General features: G+C 72.5%; 15 protein-coding genes and 1 tRNA gene. 14 read left to right on the forward strand and 2 right to left on the reverse strand.

All coding sequences use genetic code 11. From position 1 onward, the window contains the following. Positions 1 to 16 precede the first annotated feature (16 nt). Entirely contained in the window at positions 17 to 1,798 is a 1,782-nt protein-coding gene (locus ABME01_RS04325) for a dolichyl-phosphate-mannose--protein mannosyltransferase (protein ID WP_353827134.1), read from the reverse strand. Positions 1,799 to 1,850: 52 nt separating this feature from the next. Between ABME01_RS04325 and rsmI the strand changes: the two genes are divergently transcribed. The 10 genes from rsmI (at position 1,851) to ABME01_RS04375 (ending at position 13,172) form a co-directional block, all read left to right on the forward strand. Continuing rightward, a complete protein-coding gene (gene rsmI, locus ABME01_RS04330) occupies positions 1,851 to 2,684 on the forward strand; it encodes a 16S rRNA (cytidine(1402)-2'-O)-methyltransferase (RefSeq protein WP_353827135.1) in 834 nt (277 codons plus the stop codon). A 52-nt stretch (positions 2,685 to 2,736) separates the two neighbouring features. Next, a complete protein-coding gene (locus ABME01_RS04335) occupies positions 2,737 to 3,837 on the forward strand; it encodes an NADP-dependent oxidoreductase (protein WP_353827136.1) in 1,101 nt (366 codons plus the stop codon). A gap of 75 nt (positions 3,838 to 3,912) precedes the next feature. Continuing rightward, positions 3,913 to 5,475, forward strand: a complete 1,563-nt coding sequence (metG, locus tag ABME01_RS04340; RefSeq protein WP_353827137.1) for a methionine--tRNA ligase — start codon at positions 3,913 to 3,915, stop codon at positions 5,473 to 5,475. Then, positions 5,472 to 6,374: a TatD family hydrolase gene (locus ABME01_RS04345; protein ID WP_353827138.1), complete on the forward strand. Its 903-nt coding sequence runs from the start codon at positions 5,472 to 5,474 to the stop codon at positions 6,372 to 6,374. The genes metG and ABME01_RS04345 overlap by 4 nt, the downstream gene beginning before the upstream one ends. 103 nt (positions 6,375 to 6,477) lie before the next feature. Beyond that, positions 6,478 to 7,335 carry a 16S rRNA (adenine(1518)-N(6)/adenine(1519)-N(6))-dimethyltransferase RsmA gene (gene rsmA, locus ABME01_RS04350; RefSeq protein ID WP_353827327.1) on the forward strand — a complete coding sequence of 286 codons (858 nt, stop codon included), beginning with the start codon at positions 6,478 to 6,480 and terminating at the stop codon, positions 7,333 to 7,335. Positions 7,336 to 7,405: 70 nt separating this feature from the next. After that, positions 7,406 to 8,365: a 4-(cytidine 5'-diphospho)-2-C-methyl-D-erythritol kinase gene (locus ABME01_RS04355; RefSeq protein WP_353827139.1), complete on the forward strand. Its 960-nt coding sequence runs from the start codon at positions 7,406 to 7,408 to the stop codon at positions 8,363 to 8,365. Between the two features lie 80 nt (positions 8,366 to 8,445). After that, positions 8,446 to 10,308 carry an ABC-F family ATP-binding cassette domain-containing protein gene (locus ABME01_RS04360; protein WP_353827140.1) on the forward strand — a complete coding sequence of 621 codons (1,863 nt, stop codon included), beginning with the start codon at positions 8,446 to 8,448 and terminating at the stop codon, positions 10,306 to 10,308. A gap of 189 nt (positions 10,309 to 10,497) precedes the next feature. Continuing rightward, complete coding sequence (locus tag ABME01_RS04365; RefSeq protein WP_353827141.1) at positions 10,498 to 11,385, forward strand: MetQ/NlpA family ABC transporter substrate-binding protein; 888 nt, start codon at positions 10,498 to 10,500, stop codon at positions 11,383 to 11,385. A gap of 99 nt (positions 11,386 to 11,484) precedes the next feature. After that, positions 11,485 to 12,513 (forward strand): methionine ABC transporter ATP-binding protein, encoded by a 1,029-nt coding sequence (locus ABME01_RS04370; RefSeq protein WP_353827142.1) that lies wholly within the window; start codon positions 11,485 to 11,487, stop codon positions 12,511 to 12,513. Then, positions 12,513 to 13,172: a methionine ABC transporter permease gene (locus tag ABME01_RS04375; RefSeq protein ID WP_353827143.1), complete on the forward strand. Its 660-nt coding sequence runs from the start codon at positions 12,513 to 12,515 to the stop codon at positions 13,170 to 13,172. The genes ABME01_RS04370 and ABME01_RS04375 overlap by 1 nt, the downstream gene beginning before the upstream one ends. Positions 13,173 to 13,214: 42 nt before the next feature. On the opposite strand, the gene ABME01_RS04380 is transcribed toward ABME01_RS04375, so the two are convergent. Beyond that, complete coding sequence (locus ABME01_RS04380; RefSeq protein ID WP_353827144.1) at positions 13,215 to 13,712, reverse strand: MarR family winged helix-turn-helix transcriptional regulator; 498 nt, start codon at positions 13,710 to 13,712, stop codon at positions 13,215 to 13,217. Between the two features lie 111 nt (positions 13,713 to 13,823). Between ABME01_RS04380 and ABME01_RS04385 the strand changes: the two genes are divergently transcribed. From ABME01_RS04385 to ABME01_RS04400, 4 genes are all read left to right on the forward strand, one after another. Further along, a tRNA-Gln gene (locus tag ABME01_RS04385) sits at positions 13,824 to 13,895 on the forward strand. Between the two features lies 1 nt (position 13,896). Next, positions 13,897 to 15,339, forward strand: coding sequence for a bifunctional UDP-N-acetylglucosamine diphosphorylase/glucosamine-1-phosphate N-acetyltransferase GlmU (gene glmU, locus ABME01_RS04390; protein ID WP_353827145.1), 1,443 nt, complete (start codon positions 13,897 to 13,899; stop codon positions 15,337 to 15,339). Positions 15,340 to 15,373: 34 nt separating this feature from the next. Further along, complete coding sequence (locus ABME01_RS04395; RefSeq protein WP_353827146.1) at positions 15,374 to 16,351, forward strand: ribose-phosphate diphosphokinase; 978 nt, start codon at positions 15,374 to 15,376, stop codon at positions 16,349 to 16,351. After that, positions 16,351 to 18,051: a long-chain-fatty-acid--CoA ligase gene (locus tag ABME01_RS04400; RefSeq protein ID WP_353827147.1), complete on the forward strand. Its 1,701-nt coding sequence runs from the start codon at positions 16,351 to 16,353 to the stop codon at positions 18,049 to 18,051. The genes ABME01_RS04395 and ABME01_RS04400 overlap by 1 nt, the downstream gene beginning before the upstream one ends. Positions 18,052 to 18,097 lie beyond the last annotated feature (46 nt).

The raw sequence follows: 18,097 nt of genomic DNA on the forward strand, positions 1-18,097 counted from the left end.
ATCGGCCCCGTGCCGCTCACCACCACTCCGACGATCCCGCCCCGTGGCCCCATCCCGGGAGCCAGAAGTGCAGCTGGCGGAACTCGGGGCTGACGGGCATCGCGCTCCAGAGCGGGAAGAAGAACGCCGAGACGGCGACCGCGACGCCGAGGAAGACGGCGGTCGTCGCGAGGCCCTGGCTCCGACGCCATCGCGGCGCGTCCCGCGGACCGAGCACGACGCCGATCACCGCGGCGAGCGCGAGCAGCACGTACGGCTCGTAGGCGATCGTGTAGAACTGGAACACGGTCCGGTCCAGGTAGAGCAGCCACGGCAGGTAGCCGGCGGCGACGCCCGTGAGGATCGCGCCCGCGGTCCACTCGCGGTACCGGGCGAACCGGTAGACGAGGTACCCGGCGGCCAGGGTCGCCGCCCACCAGATGAGCGGGTTCGGGATCCCCATGATCGACGACCAGCACTCCGCCTGCCCGCACCCGCCCGAGCCGTCGTCGGTCGAGGCGAAGTACATGTTCGTCGGACGCCACGTGATCGGCCACGCCAGCGGGTTCGACTGCCACGGGTGCGCCGAGTGCACGCCGAGGTGGTAGCCGTACGCCGCCTGGTGGTAGTGCCAGAGGCTCTGCAGCGAATGCGGCACCCACGACCAGAACCCGGTCGCCGCGTTGCCGGCCTCGTCGGCCCAGTGCCGGTAGTACCCGCCGCCGGTGACGAGCCATCCGGTCCACGACGCGAGGTAGGTGACGAGGGCGACGGGGACGAGCAGCAGGAACGTGACCGGCGCCTGCTTGAACAGCGCGCCCTCGATCCAGAACGACAGGCCCGCCCGGCGCCGGGCGAGGAGGTCGACGAGCACGAGGTAGATGCCGAAGGCGGCGAGGAAGTAGAGCCCGGACCACTTCACGGCGGCCGCCGCGCCGAACGCGACCCCGGCCGCGATCACCCATGGCCGGGCCCAGATCGCCGGGCCCCACTGCGGATCGCCGCCCGCTGCGCGGCGCTCCTCGATGCGCTCGCGCAGGTGCGACTCGGTGCGCGCGCGGTCGAGCAGCACGAAGAGGAACCCGAGCAGGCAGAACAGCATGACCCAGTTGTCGAGCAGCGCGACCCGGCTCATGACGATCGCGTTGCCGTCGATCGCGAGGAGCAATCCGGCGATGACCGCGACGAGGGTCGAGCGGAAGAGCAGTCGGCCGGCCATCGTCATGAGGAACACGGCCGCCGTACCCGCGAGTGCGGTCGAGGCGCGCCACCAGAACGCGCTGTCGGCGCCGAAGAGCGCCATGCCGAGACCGATCATCCACTTGCCGAGGGGCGGGTGCACGACGTACGAGGGGTCGTCGCCGAAGACGTCGGTGTCCCCACGCGCGAAGTCCTCGTTCGCACCCTCGGGCCACGACGACTCGTAGCCGTTCGCGAGCAGGGTCCAGGCGTCTTTGACGTAGTAGGTCTCGTCGAACACGATCGCCTGCGGGTGCCCGAGGTTCCAGAACCGGAGGACCGCGGCGAGCAGCGTGACCGCGATCGGGCCGCCCCAGGTCCAGAGCGCGCGCCGACGCGGCGTGGAGTGGAGTCCGGACCACCAGTCGTCGAGCCGACTGCCGACCGGCTCCCGCGCGTGACCCGGGGACGTCGAGGTCGCGCCGGTCGTCGCCGTGCCGACCGGCCCGGTCGCAACGGGCCGGGCCCCGGCCGGCTCCGGTTCCGCAGTCGCCTCCGCGGTGCCGCGGCGGTCGATCGGCTCGAGCGTGGCTCCCGGGTGCTCGTCGCGCGCGCCCGCGCCGACCCCGTGGAGATCCATGCGGTCCACTGTATCCGCGGCGCCGCCGGCGCCCGTGCGTCAGACTGGAGCGGTGATCATCCTCGCCGCCACGCCGATCGGCAACCTCGGCGACGCCTCGACGCGCCTCCGTCAGGCGCTCGAGGACGCGGACGTCGTCGCCTCGGAGGACACGCGCGTCACGCAGCGCCTGCTCGCCGCGCTCGGCATCGCCAACCGCCCTCGCCTCATCGCGCTCCACGAGCACAACGAGCGGGCGAGGGCCGACGACCTCGTGGCGCTCGCCCGCGACGGCGACCTGCTCGTGCTGAGCGACGCCGGCATGCCGACGGTCTCCGATCCGGGGTTCCCGCTCGTGCAGGCGGCGGTCGCGGCCGACGTCGAGGTCACCGCGATCCCCGGCCCGAGCGCGGTGATCACCGCGCTCGCCGTCGCCGGGCTGCCGACCGATCGATTCGCGTTCGAGGGGTTCCTGCCCCGGAAGGCCGGGGACCGGTCACGGCGTCTCGCCGAGCTCGCCGGGGATCGCCGCACCCTCGTCTTCTTCGAAGCGCCGTCCCGCCTCGCGGCGAGCCTGACCGCGCTCGCCGAGGCGTTCGGGGGCGACCGGCCCGCCGCCGTGTGCCGCGAACTGACCAAGCTGCACGAGGAGGTCCGGCGAGGCCCGCTGGCCGACCTCGCGGAGTGGGCCGCGGGCGGCGTGCGAGGCGAGATCTGCCTGGTGGTCGGCGGCGCACCGGAGGGGCCGGGGGCGGATGCCGGCGACGCCGTCGCACGCGTCGTCGCGCTCGCCGCATCCGGGACCCGACTGAAGGAGGCGGCCGCGCTCGTGGCCGCCGAGACCGGGCTGTCGAAGCGGGATCTCTACGAGGCGGCACTCGACGAACGCGGAGCCCGCTCCCAGTGAATTCGCACGCCCCGGGAGCACGATGAAATCAGTCGAGTCTCGGGGGTGCGACATGACGCAGGCGGTTCGGTTCTCATCGTTCGGAGGGCCCGAGGTCCTCGAGGTCGTCGAGGTCGACGACCCGAGTCCCGGCCCGGGCGAGGTGCTCGTCGAGGTGTTCGCGAGCGGGATCTCCCCGGTCGAGACGGCGGTCCGGACGGGCGACCACACCGACCACTGGCCGGTCGACTTCCCGTCCGGCCAGGGCCGCGAGTTCGCGGGCGTCGTCGACGCGGTCGGCGAGGGGGTGACGCGCTTCCGGCGCGGCGACGAGGTCATGGGCTACATCGATCGCGGCGCCCAGGCCACCTACCTCGCGGTGCCCGAGGCGCAGCTGGTCCGCAAGCCGATCTCCCTGTCGTGGGAGGTCGCCGGCTCGCTCTACGTCGCCGGGACGACCGCGCTCGGCGCGGTCGACGGACTGAACCTCGGCGCGGGTGACCTCGTCGTCGTGACCGCCGCGGCCGGTGGCATCGGGTGCCTCGCCGCCCAGCTCGCGCGGGCGCGCGGTGCCGAGGTGATCGGCACGACCGCCGAGGAGCGCTTCGACTTCATCCGCCAGTTCGGGATCACGCCCCTGGAGTACGGACCCGACCTCGCGGCGCGCGTGCAGGCCGTCGCGGGCCGGCCCGTGACCGCCTTCCTCGACTTCCTCGGCGGTGGGGCCGAGGTGGCCGCCGAGCTCGGGGTGCCGGCGTCGCGAGTGTTCACGACCACCGACTGGGCCGCGGTCGAGGACCATGGCGCGGTCAAGCTGTACGCGGGGGACACCATCGCGCTCGGCCGGATCGCGCAGCTCGTCGCCGACCGCCAGGTGCGCCTGCCGATCGCCGACGTGTTCTCGCTCGCCGAGGTCGCCGACGCCTACCGGCAGCTCGACCACCGCGATTCCGCCGGGAAGATCGTGATCGGCATGAAGCTGGTCGACTATCCGGGGCAGAAGGTGCGGGGAGCCCGAGGGCTCCGCGAGCAGGACCTCACGATCGGCGTCCCCACGCCGCACGAGCGGATGGTCGTCGAGGAGCAGGTTCCGCCGGTCATCGGCGACGGCCGCGCCCGGCAGCGCCGGGGCCCCGCGGAGGACGCGCTCGGGAACGGCACGGACGCCGCCTGAGCCCTGCTCCCACGCGCTGGGCGGCGGCGACCCGCCCGGCGTCTCGGTGCCGTGAGCGCCCGTAGGATTGAGCGCATGGCCGACGCCTCCTCGTTCTACATCACGACCCCGATCTTCTACGTCAACGACGTGCCCCACATCGGGCACGCCTACACCGAGGTCGCCGCCGACGTGCTCGCCCGGTGGAACCGGCAGGCGGGTCGCGACACGTGGATGCTCACCGGCACCGATGAGCACGGCCAGAAGATCCTGCGCACCGCGACGGCCAACGGCGTGAGCCCCCAGGAATGGGCCGACAAGCTCGTCGCCGACGCGTGGAAGCCGCTGCTCGACACGGTCGGCGTCGCGAACGACGACTTCATCCGCACGACCGACGAGCGGCACGAGCGCAACGTCCAGAAGTTCCTGCAGCACCTCTTCGACGAGGGATGGATCTACACGGGCGAGTACGAGGGCTACTACTGCGTCGGCTGCGAGGAGTACAAGCAGCAGTCGGAGCTCGTCGAGGGCACGGGCGAGTACGAGGGGCAGCTCGTCTGCGCCATCCACTCGAAGCCGGTCGAGCTGCTGCACGAGAAGAACTACTTCTTCCGGATGTCGGCCTTCCAGGACCGCCTGCTCGAGCTCTACGAGACGCAGCCCGACTTCGTGCGCCCCGACTCCGCCCGCAACGAGGTCGTGAGCTTCGTGCGCCGCGGCCTCGACGACCTGTCGATCTCGCGCTCCACGTTCGACTGGGGCGTGAAGGTCCCCTGGGACGAGACCCACGTCGTCTACGTCTGGTTCGACGCGCTCCTGAACTACATCACGGCCGTCGGGTACGGCGAGGACGACGAGCAGTTCGCCCGCCGCTGGCCCGCCCTGCACCTCGTCGGCAAGGACATCCTGCGCTTCCACGCCGTCATCTGGCCGGCCATGCTCATGGCCGCGGGCCTCGAGGTGCCGAAGGGCATCTTCGGCCACGGATGGCTGCTGGTCGGCGGCGAGAAGATGTCGAAGTCGAAGCTCACCGGCATCGCCCCCTCGCAGATCACCGACACGTTCGGCTCCGACGCCTTCCGCTACTACTTCCTGTCGGCGATCTCGTTCGGCCAGGACGGCTCGTTCTCGTGGGAGGACCTCGCCGCCCGGTACCAGGCCGAGCTCGCCAACGGCTTCGGCAACCTCGCCTCGCGCGTGGTCGCCATGATCGGCCGGTACTGCGGCGGTGAGGTTCCCGCGGGCGAGGCGGGGCGGACCGAGGCCGACGAGGCGATCCGGCGGATCGAGGTCGAGGCCACGGAGGCGGCATGGCAGGCGATCGAGCGGCTCCAGGTGCACGAGGCGATCGCCGCGACCTGGACCCTCGTCGACGCGCTGAACGGCTACCTCACCGAGCAGGAGCCGTGGACGCTCGCGAAGGACGAGGCCCGGCGCGATCGGCTCGAGGCGGTGCTCGCGACCGCGTACCACGGACTCGGCACGCTGGCCGTGCTGCTCTCGCCGGTGCTGCCCGAGTCGACGGCGAAGCTCTGGACGGCGCTCGGCGCGCCGGGCACCGTGCAGGAGCAGCGGATCGACCGCGCCCACGAGTGGGTGGTCGGTTCGCGGGTCGAGGCCCTGCAGCCGCTGTTCCCCCGCGTGGAGGCCACCGCGTGACGGCGGGCGCCGACCACCTGCGCACCCGCTCGGACGGCGGTCGCGCCGCCGAGTACCCGCCGCCGCCCGAGCCGCTCGCGGTCCCCGTCTACGACAACCACACCCACCTCGAGATCGCCGACGGTGCGCTGCCGCTGACCGCGCACGAGCACCTCGAGCGCGCCGCGGCGGTCGGCATCGCCGGTGCCGTGCAGGTCGGAACGGACGTCGCGACCAGCCGCTGGTCCGCCGAGATCGCGGCACGCGAGCCCCGGCTGCTCGCCGCCGTCGCGCTCCACCCGAACGAGGCGCCGGAGCTCGACGCGCGCGGCGCGCTCGACGAGGCGATCGCCGTCATCGACGGACTCGCCGCGCAGCCGCGCGTGCGAGCCGTCGGCGAGACGGGGCTCGACTTCTACCGGACGGGTGACGACGGGCGCGGCGCGCAGTTCCGGTCGTTCGAGGCGCACATCGACATCGCGAAGCGGCACGGGGTCGCCCTGCAGATCCACGACCGGGACGCGCACGACGACGTCGTGGCCACCCTGCGCCGCGTCGGCGCGCCGGAGACGACGGTCTTCCACTGCTTCTCGGGCGGCGAGGAGCTGGCACGGCTCGCCGCAGACGCCGGCTGGTACTGCTCGTTCGCGGGCAACGTCACGTTCAAGAACGCGGAGAACCTGCGCGAGGCGCTGCGAGTGCTCCCGCGCGAGCGCATCCTGGTCGAGACGGATGCCCCGTACCTCACGCCGGTTCCGATGCGGGGACGTCCGAATGCGCCGTACCTGGTGCCGCACACCATGCGGTTCATGGCCGAGGTGCTCGGCACCGACCTCGACGAGCTCTGCACGGACGTCGCCGCGAACTCCGTCCGGGCGTACGGTTCGTGGGAGGACGGACTCGGGGCGGGTTCGGCATGACGCGGCGTGCCGCGCGCCGGCGCGTCCGCGCGTGGCGGAGCATCGTGAGCGTGCGGGGGAGCAGGGCGTGAACGCGCATCGGCACGAAGCCGAGGGCGGGGCGGTGACGCCGCGCCTGCTCGGTCCGGCCGAGATCCGCGACCTCGCCGAGACGCTCGACGTGACCCCGACGAAGAAGCTCGGCCAGAACTTCGTGCACGACGCGAACACGGTGCGCCGCATCGTGCAGTCGGCCGGCGTGCGCTCCGGTGAGACGGTGCTCGAGATCGGGCCGGGGCTCGGCTCGCTCACGCTCGGGCTGCTCGAGGCCGGCGCCGCCGTGGTCGCCGTCGAGATCGACGCCCGCCTCGCGGCTCAGCTGCCGCACACGGTCCGGCTCATGCAGCCCGGCGCCTCGCTCACCGTGGTCCGCGACGACGCGCTGCGCGTCGAGGAGCTGCCCGGCGAGCCGACCCGGCTCGTCGCCAACCTGCCGTACAACGTCTCGGTGCCCGTGCTGCTGCACCTGCTCGAACGCTTCCCGTCGCTCGGGTCGGGCATCGTCATGGTGCAGTCCGAGGTCGGGCACCGGCTCGCGGCGACGCCGGGGTCCAAGGTCTACGGCGCGCCGAGCGTGAAGGCCGCCTGGTACGGCGACTGGCGGATCGCGGGGCAGGTCTCGCGCATGGTGTTCTGGCCCGTGCCGAACGTGGACTCGGTGCTCGTCGGCTTCGAGCGCGGCGACGCGCCCGGCGACCCGGTCGGCACGGAGGAGGAGCGGACCGCCGTGTTCGCGCTCGTCGACGCGGCGTTCCAGCAGCGACGCAAGATGCTGCGCCAGTCGCTCTCGGGCGTGCTCGGCGGGTCCGCGGCCACGGCGAGCGCCGTGCTCGAGCGTGCGGGCGTCGATCCCCGCTCGCGCGGCGAGCAGCTCTCGGTCGAGGACTTCCTGCGCATCGCCCGAGCCGCGGCCTCGGACTGATCCGGAGCCCACTGCCGATCGCCTCGCGCGCGTGCGACCTGCGATGCAGCGCGTCGGCTAGCGTGGTCCCATGACGTTCCCGGCGACCGACGCGGCAGTGCACGTCCGGGCTCCCGGGAAGGTCAACCTGTTCATGCGGGTCGGTGCAGCCGGCGAGGACGGATACCACGACGTGGCGACCGCCTACCAGGCGGTCTCGCTGTACGAGGACGTCCGCGCGTGGCCCGACGACGAGTTCTCGGTGGGGTTCTCCGGCTCCGTCGACACCACCGACCTGCCGACGGATGCCTCGAACCTGGCGATCCGCGCCGCGAAGCTGCTCGCACGCCACGCCGGCGTGCCGGGCGGCGTGCGCCTCGAGATCGACAAGCACGTGCCGATCGCCGGCGGCATGGGCGGCGGTTCGGCGGACGCGGCCGGCACGCTCGTCGCATGCGACGCGCTGTGGGGGACGGCGCTGCCCAAGGAGGAGCTCCACGCACTCGCCGCGTCGCTCGGCGCCGACGTGCCGTTCGCGCTCACGGGCGGCACCGCGATCGGCACGGGTCGGGGCGACCGGCTGAGTCCTGCGCTCGCGACGGGCTCGTTCCACTGGGTGCTGGTGGTCGCCGACCACGGCCTGTCGACGCCTGCGGTGTACCACGAGGTCGACCGGCTGCGCGACGCGGGCCTCGACCCGGACTGGCGCGACGGCGTGCACGGCGTCCGTGCCGGCCTCGACTCGCCGACCGTCGACGCCGAGGTGCTGCAGGCGCTGCGGGCGGGCGACCCGCGCAAGCTGGCGTCGGCGCTGCACAACGACCTGCAGGCCGCATCCATCTCGCTCGACCCGACGCTGGCCACGACGCTGAACGTCGGCGAGCAGAACGGGGCGCTCGCCGCCATCGTCTCCGGTTCGGGCCCGACCGTCGCGATGCTCGTCGACGATGCCGACTCCGCCCTCGAGCTGCAGGTCGGGCTCTCGGCGGCCGGCCGCAGGGCGCTGCACGTGCACGGGCCCGTGCACGGCGCTCGGGTGATGTCCTTCTAGCGCGCCGCCACGGCCGCGACGACGCCGCGACCACGCCGCACCGGGGCCGCGCCGCGCCGCCGACTAGGGTTGAGGCCGACATGGCTCACCTCCTCGGCGCCGAGCGCCTGCACCTCGAGTTCCCCACGCGCACCGTCTTCGACGCCGTCACCGTCGGCATCGACGAGGGCGATCGCATCGGCGTCGTGGGCCGCAACGGCGACGGCAAGTCGACGCTCCTGAAGCTCCTGGCCGGGCGGCTCGAGCCCGACGCCGGCCGCGTCACCGTGCGCCGCGGCGTGCGCATCGGGATGCTCGACCAGTCCGACACGGCCGACCCCGATGCAACGGTCGCCGAGGCCGTGGTCGGCGGCATCGAGGAGCACGTGTGGGCGGGCGACCCGAAGGTGCGGGACGTCATCGCCGGCCTGCTCGGCGACGTGCCCTGGCAGGGTCGGATCCGCTCGCTCTCGGGCGGCCAGCGCCGCCGGGTCGGCCTCGCGGCGCTCCTGATCGGCGACTGGGACGTGCTGTTCCTCGACGAGCCGACGAACCACCTCGACGTGGAGGGCATCGCCTGGCTCGCCCGCCACGTGAGGTCCCGGTGGGCGTCGAACGACGGGGCACTCGTCGTCGTGACGCACGACCGCTGGTTCCTCGACGAGGTCTGCACGGCGACGTGGGAGGTGCACGACGGGATCGTCGAACCCTTCGAGGGCGGGTACGCGGCATACGTGCTGCAGCGCGTCGAGCGCGACCGGATGGCCGCCGCCGCCGAGGCGAAGCGCCAGAACCTGATGCGAAAGGAGCTGGCCTGGCTGCGCCGGGGCGCCCCTGCACGCACGTCGAAGCCGAAGTTCCGCATCGAGGCGGCGAACCAGCTCATCGAGGACGAGCCGCCGCCCCGCGACCGGGTCGAGCTGAACCGCCTCGCGGTGTCCCGGCTCGGCAAGGACGTCGTCGACCTGCTCGACGTGACCGTCGAGTACCCCGTGGCGGACGCGGTGGCGGGCGACCCGGCCACCCGGACCGTGCTGCACGAACTCGAGTGGCGGATCGCACCGGGGGAGCGCACCGGGATCCTCGGCGTCAACGGCGCCGGGAAGTCCACGCTGCTGAAGCTGGTCACGGGCGACGTGCAACCGACCACGGGTCGCGTGAAGCGCGGCAAGACGGTGCGGATCGCGGTGCTCAGCCAGGAGCTCGCCGAACTCGCCGAGTGGGCCGACGACCGGGTGAGCGCGGTCGTCGCGGCCCAGAAGACGAGCTACGTGCTCGGCAGCGGCTCGAAGGCGGTCGAGCTCACGCCCGGGCAGCTGCTCGAGCGGCTCGGATTCACGAACGCGCAGCTCGCCACCCCCGTGAAGGACCTCTCCGGCGGGCAGAAGCGCCGACTCCAGCTGCTGCTCATCCTGTTGCAGGAGCCGAACGTGCTCATCCTCGACGAGCCGACGAACGACCTCGACACCGACATGCTCGCCGCGATCGAGGACCTGCTCGACGCGTGGCCGGGCACGCTCCTCGTCGTGAGCCACGACCGCTACCTCGTCGAGCGCGTCACGGACCGCCAGGTCGCGATCCTCGACGGGCACCTCCGCGACCTGCCCCGCGGCGTCGACCAGTACCTCGAGCTCCGGAGCCAGCAGGCGACGGACGGCGGGTCCGCGTCCGGCACGCCGGCCACGCGCCCGTCGGCCGCCGCCGGCCCGACGGCGGGGGCGCCGGCCGTCCCGGCACTCGCCGGCGCCGACCGTCGCGCCGCGGAGAAGGAGCTCGCCTCGATCGACCGCCGACTCGAGAAGCTCCAGGGGCAGATCGCGGCGCAGCACGAGAAGCTCGCCCGCCACGACCAGTCCGACTACGTCGGCCTCGGTGCGCTCGGCGACGAGCTGCGCGACCTCGAAGGCGCCGTGGCCGACCTCGAGACGCGCTGGCTCGAAGTTTCCGAGCAGCTCGAAGGGTGACATCGCAGGATCTGTGACTCCTGATGACCAGGCGGTCATTCGCACGCAGATCCTTCGCCTAACGTGGGAGCGCGCCCGCGATCGCGGCACCGATGCCCCACCGCCACCAGCGGTGGGGTTCGTCGTGCCCGAGGCACCACCGCCACCAGCATCCGATCGCGCGCGCCCACGCGAAAGGGAACCCCCGCCATGCCCGGCACCACCACCAAGCTCATCGTGGCGCTCGCCGCCGCACCGCTCGCCATCGGCCTCGCCGCCTGCTCGTCGGCCGGCGCCGCCGAGGGCGGCGACGTCGTCCGCATCGGCGTGGTCGGCAAGTCCGACCCGCAGTGGCCCGCGTTCGAGGAGGCGGCGGCCGACGCCGGGATCGACGTGGAGATCGTCGACTTCGCCGACTACACCCAGCCCAATCCGGCCGTGAGCGAGGGCGAGCTCGACCTCAACCAGTTCCAGCACATCGTCTACCTCGCCGACTACAACGTGTCGGCCGACGCCGACCTCGTGCCGATCGGCGCGACCGCGATCTATCCGCTCGGCCTCTACTCGCTCGGGTACGACTCGGTCGAGGACATCCCCGCCGGCAGCACCGTCGCCGTACCGGACGACCCCTCCAACCTCGCGCGCTCGCTGCTGGTGCTGCAGTCCGCCGGCCTCATCGAGCTCGCCGGCGGCGGCTCGATCTTCTCGACCGTGGACGACATCGTCGAGGCGGACTCGCGCGTGCAGGTCACCCCGCTCGAGGCCTCGCTCACGCCGACGAGCCTGCCCGACGTCGCCGCGGCGATCATCAACAACGACTTCGTCGAGGACGCGGGCCTGACCTTCGCCGACGCCATCGCACAGGACGACCCGAGCGACCCGAACGCGCTCCCGTACGTGAACGTCTTCGCGACCCGGGCCGAGGACGCCGACGATGCGACGCTGCGGAGGCTCGTCGAGATCTTCCAGACCGATCCCGCGGTGCAGGCGGGCCTGCTCCGGGCATCCGGCGACACCGCCGTCGCGCTGACCACGCCGGTCGACGAACTCCTGGCCTCGCTGGCGACCGTCGAGGACGACACCCGCGCGCGGAACTGATCGCCCGCACCGAACCACCCCCCCACGCGCCGGGGGCGGCGCGCGCCCCGACCGGGCGCGCCCGCCCGCGCGCGCGTGCGTGCGACCAGGAGGTACCGCATGGCGCTCGTGACCCTCGAGCACGTCAGCAAGTCCTATCCCGCCGCCGACCGGCGATCCGCACCGGTGACGGCCGTCGACGACGTCACGCTCGACATCGAGGCCGGCGACGTCCTCGGCATCATCGGCTACTCGGGCGCCGGGAAGTCGACGCTCGTCCGCCTGCTCAACGCGCTCGAACCCGCCACCAGCGGCTCGATCCGCATCGACGGCCGCGAGATCACCACCCTGCGCGAGCGTGAGCTCCGCGCCATCCGGCTCGGCATCGGCATGGTCTTCCAGCAGTTCGAGCTGTTCGAGGCCAGGACCGTGCGCGCGAACGTCGCCTACCCCCTGAAGGTCGCCGGCTGGTCGCGTGCCGACATCCGGTCCCGGGTCGACGAGCTGCTCGCGTTCGTCGGGCTCGCCGACCGGGCCGACGCCCGACCCGACCAGCTCTCCGGCGGGCAGAAGCAGCGCGTCGGGATCGCCCGCGCGCTCGCGACCCGTCCCCGGATCCTGCTCGCCGACGAGGCGACGAGTGCGCTCGACCCCGAGACGACGCAGGAGGTGCTGGCGCTGCTCCGGCGCGTCAACGAGGAGCAGGGCGTGACGATCGTGGTCATCACGCACGAGATGGACGTCGTCCAGTCGCTCGCGACGAAGGTCGCCGTGATGGACGGCGGCCGGGTGATCGAGCACGGCGACGTCTTCGACGTCTTCTCGAGCCCGCGGCATCCGTCGTCGCAGCGGTTCGTCGGCACGGTCGTCAAGGGCGTGCCCTCGCCCGCCGAGCTCGCGGTGCTGCGCGAACGGCACGAGGGGCGCATCGTCACGTGCTCGTTCCGCGACGGCGACGCCTCCCAGGCCCGGGTGTTCCTCGACCTCGCCGAGGCCGGGCTCGAGTTCGAGCTCGTGTACGGCGGCATCAACGACATCCGCGGCCGCGCCTTCGGGCACCTGACGCTCGCCGTGCGAGGCGAGGACGCCGCGATCGACCGCGCGCTGGCCGAGGTCGCGGCCCACGCCGACGTCACGGAGGTGCGCTGATGGACCGGCTGATCGAGCTCGGGCCCGAGTTCTGGGCGGCGGCGGGGGAGACCCTCTACATGGTCGCCCTCACGATGCTCTTCGGCGGTGCCGGGGGCTTCCTGCTCGGCGTCGGGCTCTACGCCACCCGCCGCGGCGGACTGCTGCCGAGCACGGCGGTGAGCCAGGTGCTGAACCTCGTCATAAACTTCTTCCGCCCGATCCCGTTCATCATCTTCATCGCAGCGGTCCAGCCCCTGACCCGCGCCGTGATCGGCGTCGGCATCGGCACGGATGCCGCGATCTTCGCGCTGTCGCTCGCCGCGGCCTTCGCGATCGGGCGGATCGTCGAGCAGAACCTCGTGACCGTCCGTCCGGGCGTGATCGAGGCGGCCCGGTCGATGGGCGCGGGACCGTGGCGGATCCTCGCGACCGTGGTGGTGCCCGAGGCGCTCGGCCCGCTGATCCTCGGCTACACCTTCATCGTCATCGCGGTCATCGACATGTCCGCCATGGCCGGTCTCATCGGCGGAGGCGGACTGGGCTACTTCGCCCAGCTCTACGGCTTCCGGCAGTTCGAGCCCGTCGTGACGTGGGCGGCCGTGCTGCTCATCGTCGTGTTCGTGCAGGTCGTGCAAGGGGTCGGGAACCGCCTGGCCGGGCGCGTGCTCCGTCGCTGAGGCGTCCGACGCCGCGAGGTGCTTCCCGGGGCGGTGCGGGGCTCAGGCGAACCCGAGCGAGAGCTTGCGCAGCAGCGCGGCGAGCCGGCGCTGCTCCGCCGCCGGCAGCCCCTCGAGCAGTTCCGCCTCGGCGTCGACGAGTCGCGTGATCGCGGCGTCGACCCGCGTGAGTCCCGCCGGGGTCATCTCCACGAGGATGCCGCGCCCGTCGTGCGGATCGGTCTGGCGGGTCACGAGGCCGCGCGAGACGAGGCGGTCGATGCGATTGGTCATCGTCCCGCTCGAGACGAGCGTCTGCGCGAGCAGCGCCTTCGGCGGCAGCCGGAACGGCGAACCGGCGCGACGCAGGGCGGAGAGCACGTCGAACTCCCACGACTCGAGCTCCGAGCGCTCGAACGCCTGGCGCCGTGCCCGGTCGAGCAGCTTCGAGAGCCGACCCACGCGCGAGAACACCTGCAGCGGCGAGAAGTCCAGGTCGGGGCGCTCGCGTTCCCAGTCATCGACGATACGGTCCACCTCGTCCTGGTCCGTCGTCGCCATGCGGCCAGTATCCCACCCGGCGCCATCCGTCGAGGGGTCGCCCACGCGTTCGGGCGACCCTGGGCACCGTGGCAGACTTGGGATGCGTTTCGGCGGGTGCCGCCGGCGCGGTCCGCCATGGTGTAACGGCAGCACGACAGCCTTTGGAGCTGTGAGGCCCAGGTTCGAATCCTGGTGGCGGAGCATGGACAACAATCTCGCGATCATCGTCCTGGCCGCCGGCCAGGGCACGCGCATGAAGTCGGCGACGCCGAAGATCCTGCATCCGCTGGCCGGCGCCCCGATCGTCGCCCACGTGCTCGCCACCGCGCGCGCCCTCGACGCGGCCCACGTGGTCGCCGTCGTGCGGCACGAGCGCGACCTGGTGGCGAGCGCGATCGAGGCCGAGCTGCCGAACGCGATCATCGTCGACCAGGACGAGGTCCCCGGGACCGGCCGTGCGGTCGAGCAGGCCGTCGCGGCGCTGCCCGACGACTTCGCCGGCGACGTGCTGGTGCTGAACGGCGACGTGCCGCTGTTGAACGCCTCCACGCTCGCCGAGCTGCTCGAGCGGCACCGCGCCGACGAGCTCGCGGCCTCCGTGCTCTCCGCGCGCTACGACGATCCGACCGGCTACGGCCGCATCGTCCGCAGCGCCGAGGGGGCCTTCGACCGCATCGTCGAGCAGAAGGACGCCACCGAGGACGAGCTCGCGATCGACGAGATCAACGCGGGCGTCTACGCGTTCGGCGTGCACGCGCTGCGCGACCAGCTCGCGAACCTCACGACCGAGAACGCGCAGGGCGAGAAGTACCTGACCGACATCATCGCGCTGCTGCGCGCGGCGGGCTCGGAGGTGAAGGCCCGACCGGTCAGCGAGGCCTGGCTCGTGGCGGGCGTCAACGACCGCGCCCAGCTCTCCGAGACCGCGGCGCGGCTGAACGCCCTCATCGTCCGCGGATGGCAGCTGAACGGCGTCACGATCGAGGACCCGGCGACGACCTGGATCGACCTCGCGGTCCGCATCGAGCCCGACGTCACCATCCGCCCGGGGACCCAGCTCAAGGGCGCCACGGCGATCGCGTCGGGCGCCGTCATCGGTCCGGACTCGACGCTGCTCGACTGCGAGGTCGGCGAGCGCGCCGAGATCAGGCGAGCGGATGCCACGCTCGCCGTCATCGGCCCGGATGCGACGGTCGGGCCGTTCGCGTACCTGCGCCCGGGGACGGTGCTCGACGCCGACGGCAAGATCGGCACCTTCGTCGAGACCAAGAACGCGCGGATCGGTGCGGGCAGCAAGGTGCCCCACCTCTCCTACATCGGCGACACCGAGATCGGGCTCGGCTCGAACGTCGGCGCCGGCTCGATCACCGCGAACTACGACGGGGTCGAGAAGCACCGCACGACGATCGGATCGCACGTGCGCACGGGGTCGCACGGCGTGTTCGTCGCGCCCGTTACGATTGGGGACGGAGCGTACACGGGGGCGGGCACGGTCGTCCGGAAGGACGTGCCGGCCGGGTCGCTCGCCGTCAACGTCGCCCCCCAACGCAACATCGAGGGATGGGTCCAGCAGCATCGGGCCGGGTCCGCGGCGGCGAAGGCGGCCGAGGACGCGCGCGAGGCGGGTGAGACCGACGGGGAGTGAGACGACGGCGATGCCGGCGGGAAGGACTGTGACCATGTCGGGAATCGAGACCACCGGATCGAAGCGCCTCGTGCTCGTGTCGGGGCGCGCGCACCCGGAGCTCGCACGGCACATCGCCGCTGAGCTCGGCAGCGAGCTCGTCCCGACCGATGCGCGCACGTTCGCCAACGGCGAGCTGTACGCCCGGTACGACGAGAGCGTGCGCGGCGCCGACGCGTTCGTGATCCAGTCGCACGCGTCGCCCATCAACGAGTGGCTCATGGAGCAGCTCATCATGGTCGACGCGCTCAAGCGCGCCTCGGCCAAGCGGATCACGGTGGTCTCGCCGTTCTACCCGTACGCCCGACAGGACAAGAAGGGCCGCGGCCGCGAGCCGATCTCGGCGCGCCTGGTCGCCGACCTGTACAAGGCCGCGGGCGCCGACCGGATCATGTCGATCGACCTCCACGCCGCCCAGATCCAGGGGTTCTTCGACGGTCCCGTCGACCACCTGTTCGCCATGCCCGTGCTGCTCGAGGAGTTCAAGAACTCGCTCGACCCCGAGACCCTGACCGTGGTCTCGCCCGACATGGGCCGCGTGCGCGTCGCCGACATCTGGTCCGACAAGCTGGGCGTGCCGCTCGCGATCATCCACAAGCGCCGTGACCCGCTGGTGCCGAACCAGGTCTCGGTCCACGAGATCGTCGGCGAGGTCGACGGGCGCGTCTGCCTGCTGGTGGACGACCTCATCGACACCGGCCGCACGATCGTGAAGGCCGCCGAGGCGCTCAAGGCCAACGGCGCGACCGGCGTCGTCGTCGCAGCCACGCACGCGGTGTTCTCGAACCCGGCGACCGAGATCCTCCAGTCCGACTTCATCGACCGGGTCGTGGTCACCGACACGCTGCCGCTGCCCGCGGAGAAGCGCTGGGACCGCCTGACGGTGCTGCCGATCGCGCCCCTGCTGGCGCGTGCCATCCACGAGGTCTTCGAGGACGGTTCCGTCACGAGCATGTTCGACGGGGCGGCCTGATGGGCGATGCCATGGCGAAGCCCTGGCTGACGAGCTACCCGCCCGGTGTCCCGCACTCCCTGCCGGCGCCCGAGGGCTCGCTCATCGACCTGATCCACGACACGGTCGCCCGGTACCCGGATCGCCCCGCCCTGGAGTTCTTCGGCCGCACGACGAGCTACCGCGACCTCGGGGAGCAGATCGACCGCGCGGCCGAGGGGCTGCGCCGGCTCGGCGTGCGAGCGGGCGATCCGGTCGCGATCGTGCTGCCGAACTGCCCGCAGCACATCGTCGCGTTCTACGCGGTGCTCCGGCTCGGAGCCATCGTGGTCGAGCACAACCCGCTCTACACGCCCCGCGAGCTCCGCCACCAGTTCGAGGACCACGGCGCCCGCGTGGTGATCGCGTGGGACAAGGTCGTGGCGAGCCTGCAGGACTTCCCCGGCGACCTCGCACTGCGCCACATCGTGTCGGTCGACCTCACCCGGGCCATGCCGTTCCGCACGCGTGCCGCGCTGCGGCTGCCGATCGCGCGCGCACGTGAGGCCCGCGCGGCGCTCACGACCGAGGTGCACGGCACCACGACCTGGCGAGACCTGCTGGCCTCCGATCGCATCTCGGCGGACGTGCCGGCGCCCGGCGTCGGCGACGTCGCGCTCATCCAGTACACCAGCGGGACGACCGGCAGCCCGAAGGGCGCCACGCTCACGCATGCCAACCTGCTCGCGAACGCGGCGCAGGCGCGCTCGTGGGTGCCGGAGCAGGCGCGCGGCGAATCGGTCGTGTACGCGGTGCTGCCGATGTTCCACGCCTACGGCCTGACCCTCTGCCTCACGTTCGCGATGAGCATGGGCTCGCGGCTCGTGCTGTTCCCGCGGTTCGACCCGGACCTCGTGCTGCGTGCGGTGCGTCGCCATCCGCCGACCTTCCTGCCTGCCGTGCCGCCGATCTACGAGCGGCTCACGCGTGCCGCCGCCGAACGCGGCGTCTCGCTCCAGGGCATCGGCATCGCGATCTCCGGTGCTATGCCGCTCTCGGCATCGGTCGTCGAGCCGTGGGAGGAGCGTACGGGAGGGTACCTCGTCGAGGGCTACGGCCTGTCGGAGTGCTCGCCGGTGCTCATGGCCAACCCGGTCGCCGACAACCGGAAGGCCGGCACGGTCGGCCTTCCGCTGCCCGACACCGAGTGCCGGGTCGTCGACCCCGACGACCCGATGCGCGACGTGCCCGCGGGCGAGCGCGGCGAGCTCGTCGTGCGCGGGCCCCAGGTGTTCGGCGGCTACTGGCACAAGCCGGAGGAGACGGCGGCGGTGTTCGTCGACGATCCCGCCGGCGGTGCGCCGTGGTTCCGCACGGGCGACATCGTGACGATCGACGAGGACGGCTTCGTCCGCATCGTCGACCGGATCAAGGAGCTCATCATCACCGGCGGGTTCAACGTCGCGCCGAGCGAGGTCGAGGACGCGATCCGGCAGCACCCCGATGTGGAGGACTGCGCGGTCGTCGGCATGCCCAGCGAGCACTCGGGCGAGGAGGTCGTCGCCGCGGTCGTGCTGCGCGAGGGCGCCGCGCTCGACGCCGACGGGATCCGCACCGAGGTCCGCGACCGGCTGACGCCCTACAAGGTGCCGCGGCGGGTCGTCGCGGTCGACGAGCTGCCGCGCTCGCTGATCGGCAAGGTCATCCGCCGCGAGGTCCGGGAGCAGCTGGGCTCCGAGTGACCGGGCGCCGCGCCGCCGGGTGCCGCGCGGCGCGCAGCGGCGGCGG

Source organism: Agromyces litoreus (assembly GCF_040496015.1).
Classification (GTDB): Bacteria; Actinomycetota; Actinomycetes; order Actinomycetales; family Microbacteriaceae; genus Agromyces; species Agromyces litoreus.

Coding starts and splice junctions, on each gene's coding strand:
- ABME01_RS04375 (WP_353827143.1), top strand. CDS start 12,513: ATGGACCGGCTGATCGAGCTCGGGCCCGAGTTCTGGGCGGCGGCGGGG.
- ABME01_RS04360 (WP_353827140.1), top strand. CDS start 8,446: ATGGCTCACCTCCTCGGCGCCGAGCGCCTGCACCTCGAGTTCCCCACG.
- ABME01_RS04400 (WP_353827147.1), top strand. CDS start 16,351: ATGGGCGATGCCATGGCGAAGCCCTGGCTGACGAGCTACCCGCCCGGT.
- ABME01_RS04365 (WP_353827141.1), top strand. CDS start 10,498: ATGCCCGGCACCACCACCAAGCTCATCGTGGCGCTCGCCGCCGCACCG.
- ABME01_RS04355 (WP_353827139.1), top strand. CDS start 7,406: ATGACGTTCCCGGCGACCGACGCGGCAGTGCACGTCCGGGCTCCCGGG.
- ABME01_RS04380 (WP_353827144.1), bottom strand. CDS start 13,712: ATGGCGACGACGGACCAGGACGAGGTGGACCGTATCGTCGATGACTGG.
- ABME01_RS04395 (WP_353827146.1), top strand. CDS start 15,374: ATGTCGGGAATCGAGACCACCGGATCGAAGCGCCTCGTGCTCGTGTCG.
- ABME01_RS04325 (WP_353827134.1), bottom strand. CDS start 1,798: ATGGATCTCCACGGGGTCGGCGCGGGCGCGCGCGACGAGCACCCGGGA.
- glmU (WP_353827145.1), top strand. CDS start 13,897: ATGGACAACAATCTCGCGATCATCGTCCTGGCCGCCGGCCAGGGCACG.
- metG (WP_353827137.1), top strand. CDS start 3,913: ATGGCCGACGCCTCCTCGTTCTACATCACGACCCCGATCTTCTACGTC.
- ABME01_RS04370 (WP_353827142.1), top strand. CDS start 11,485: ATGGCGCTCGTGACCCTCGAGCACGTCAGCAAGTCCTATCCCGCCGCC.
- ABME01_RS04335 (WP_353827136.1), top strand. CDS start 2,737: ATGACGCAGGCGGTTCGGTTCTCATCGTTCGGAGGGCCCGAGGTCCTC.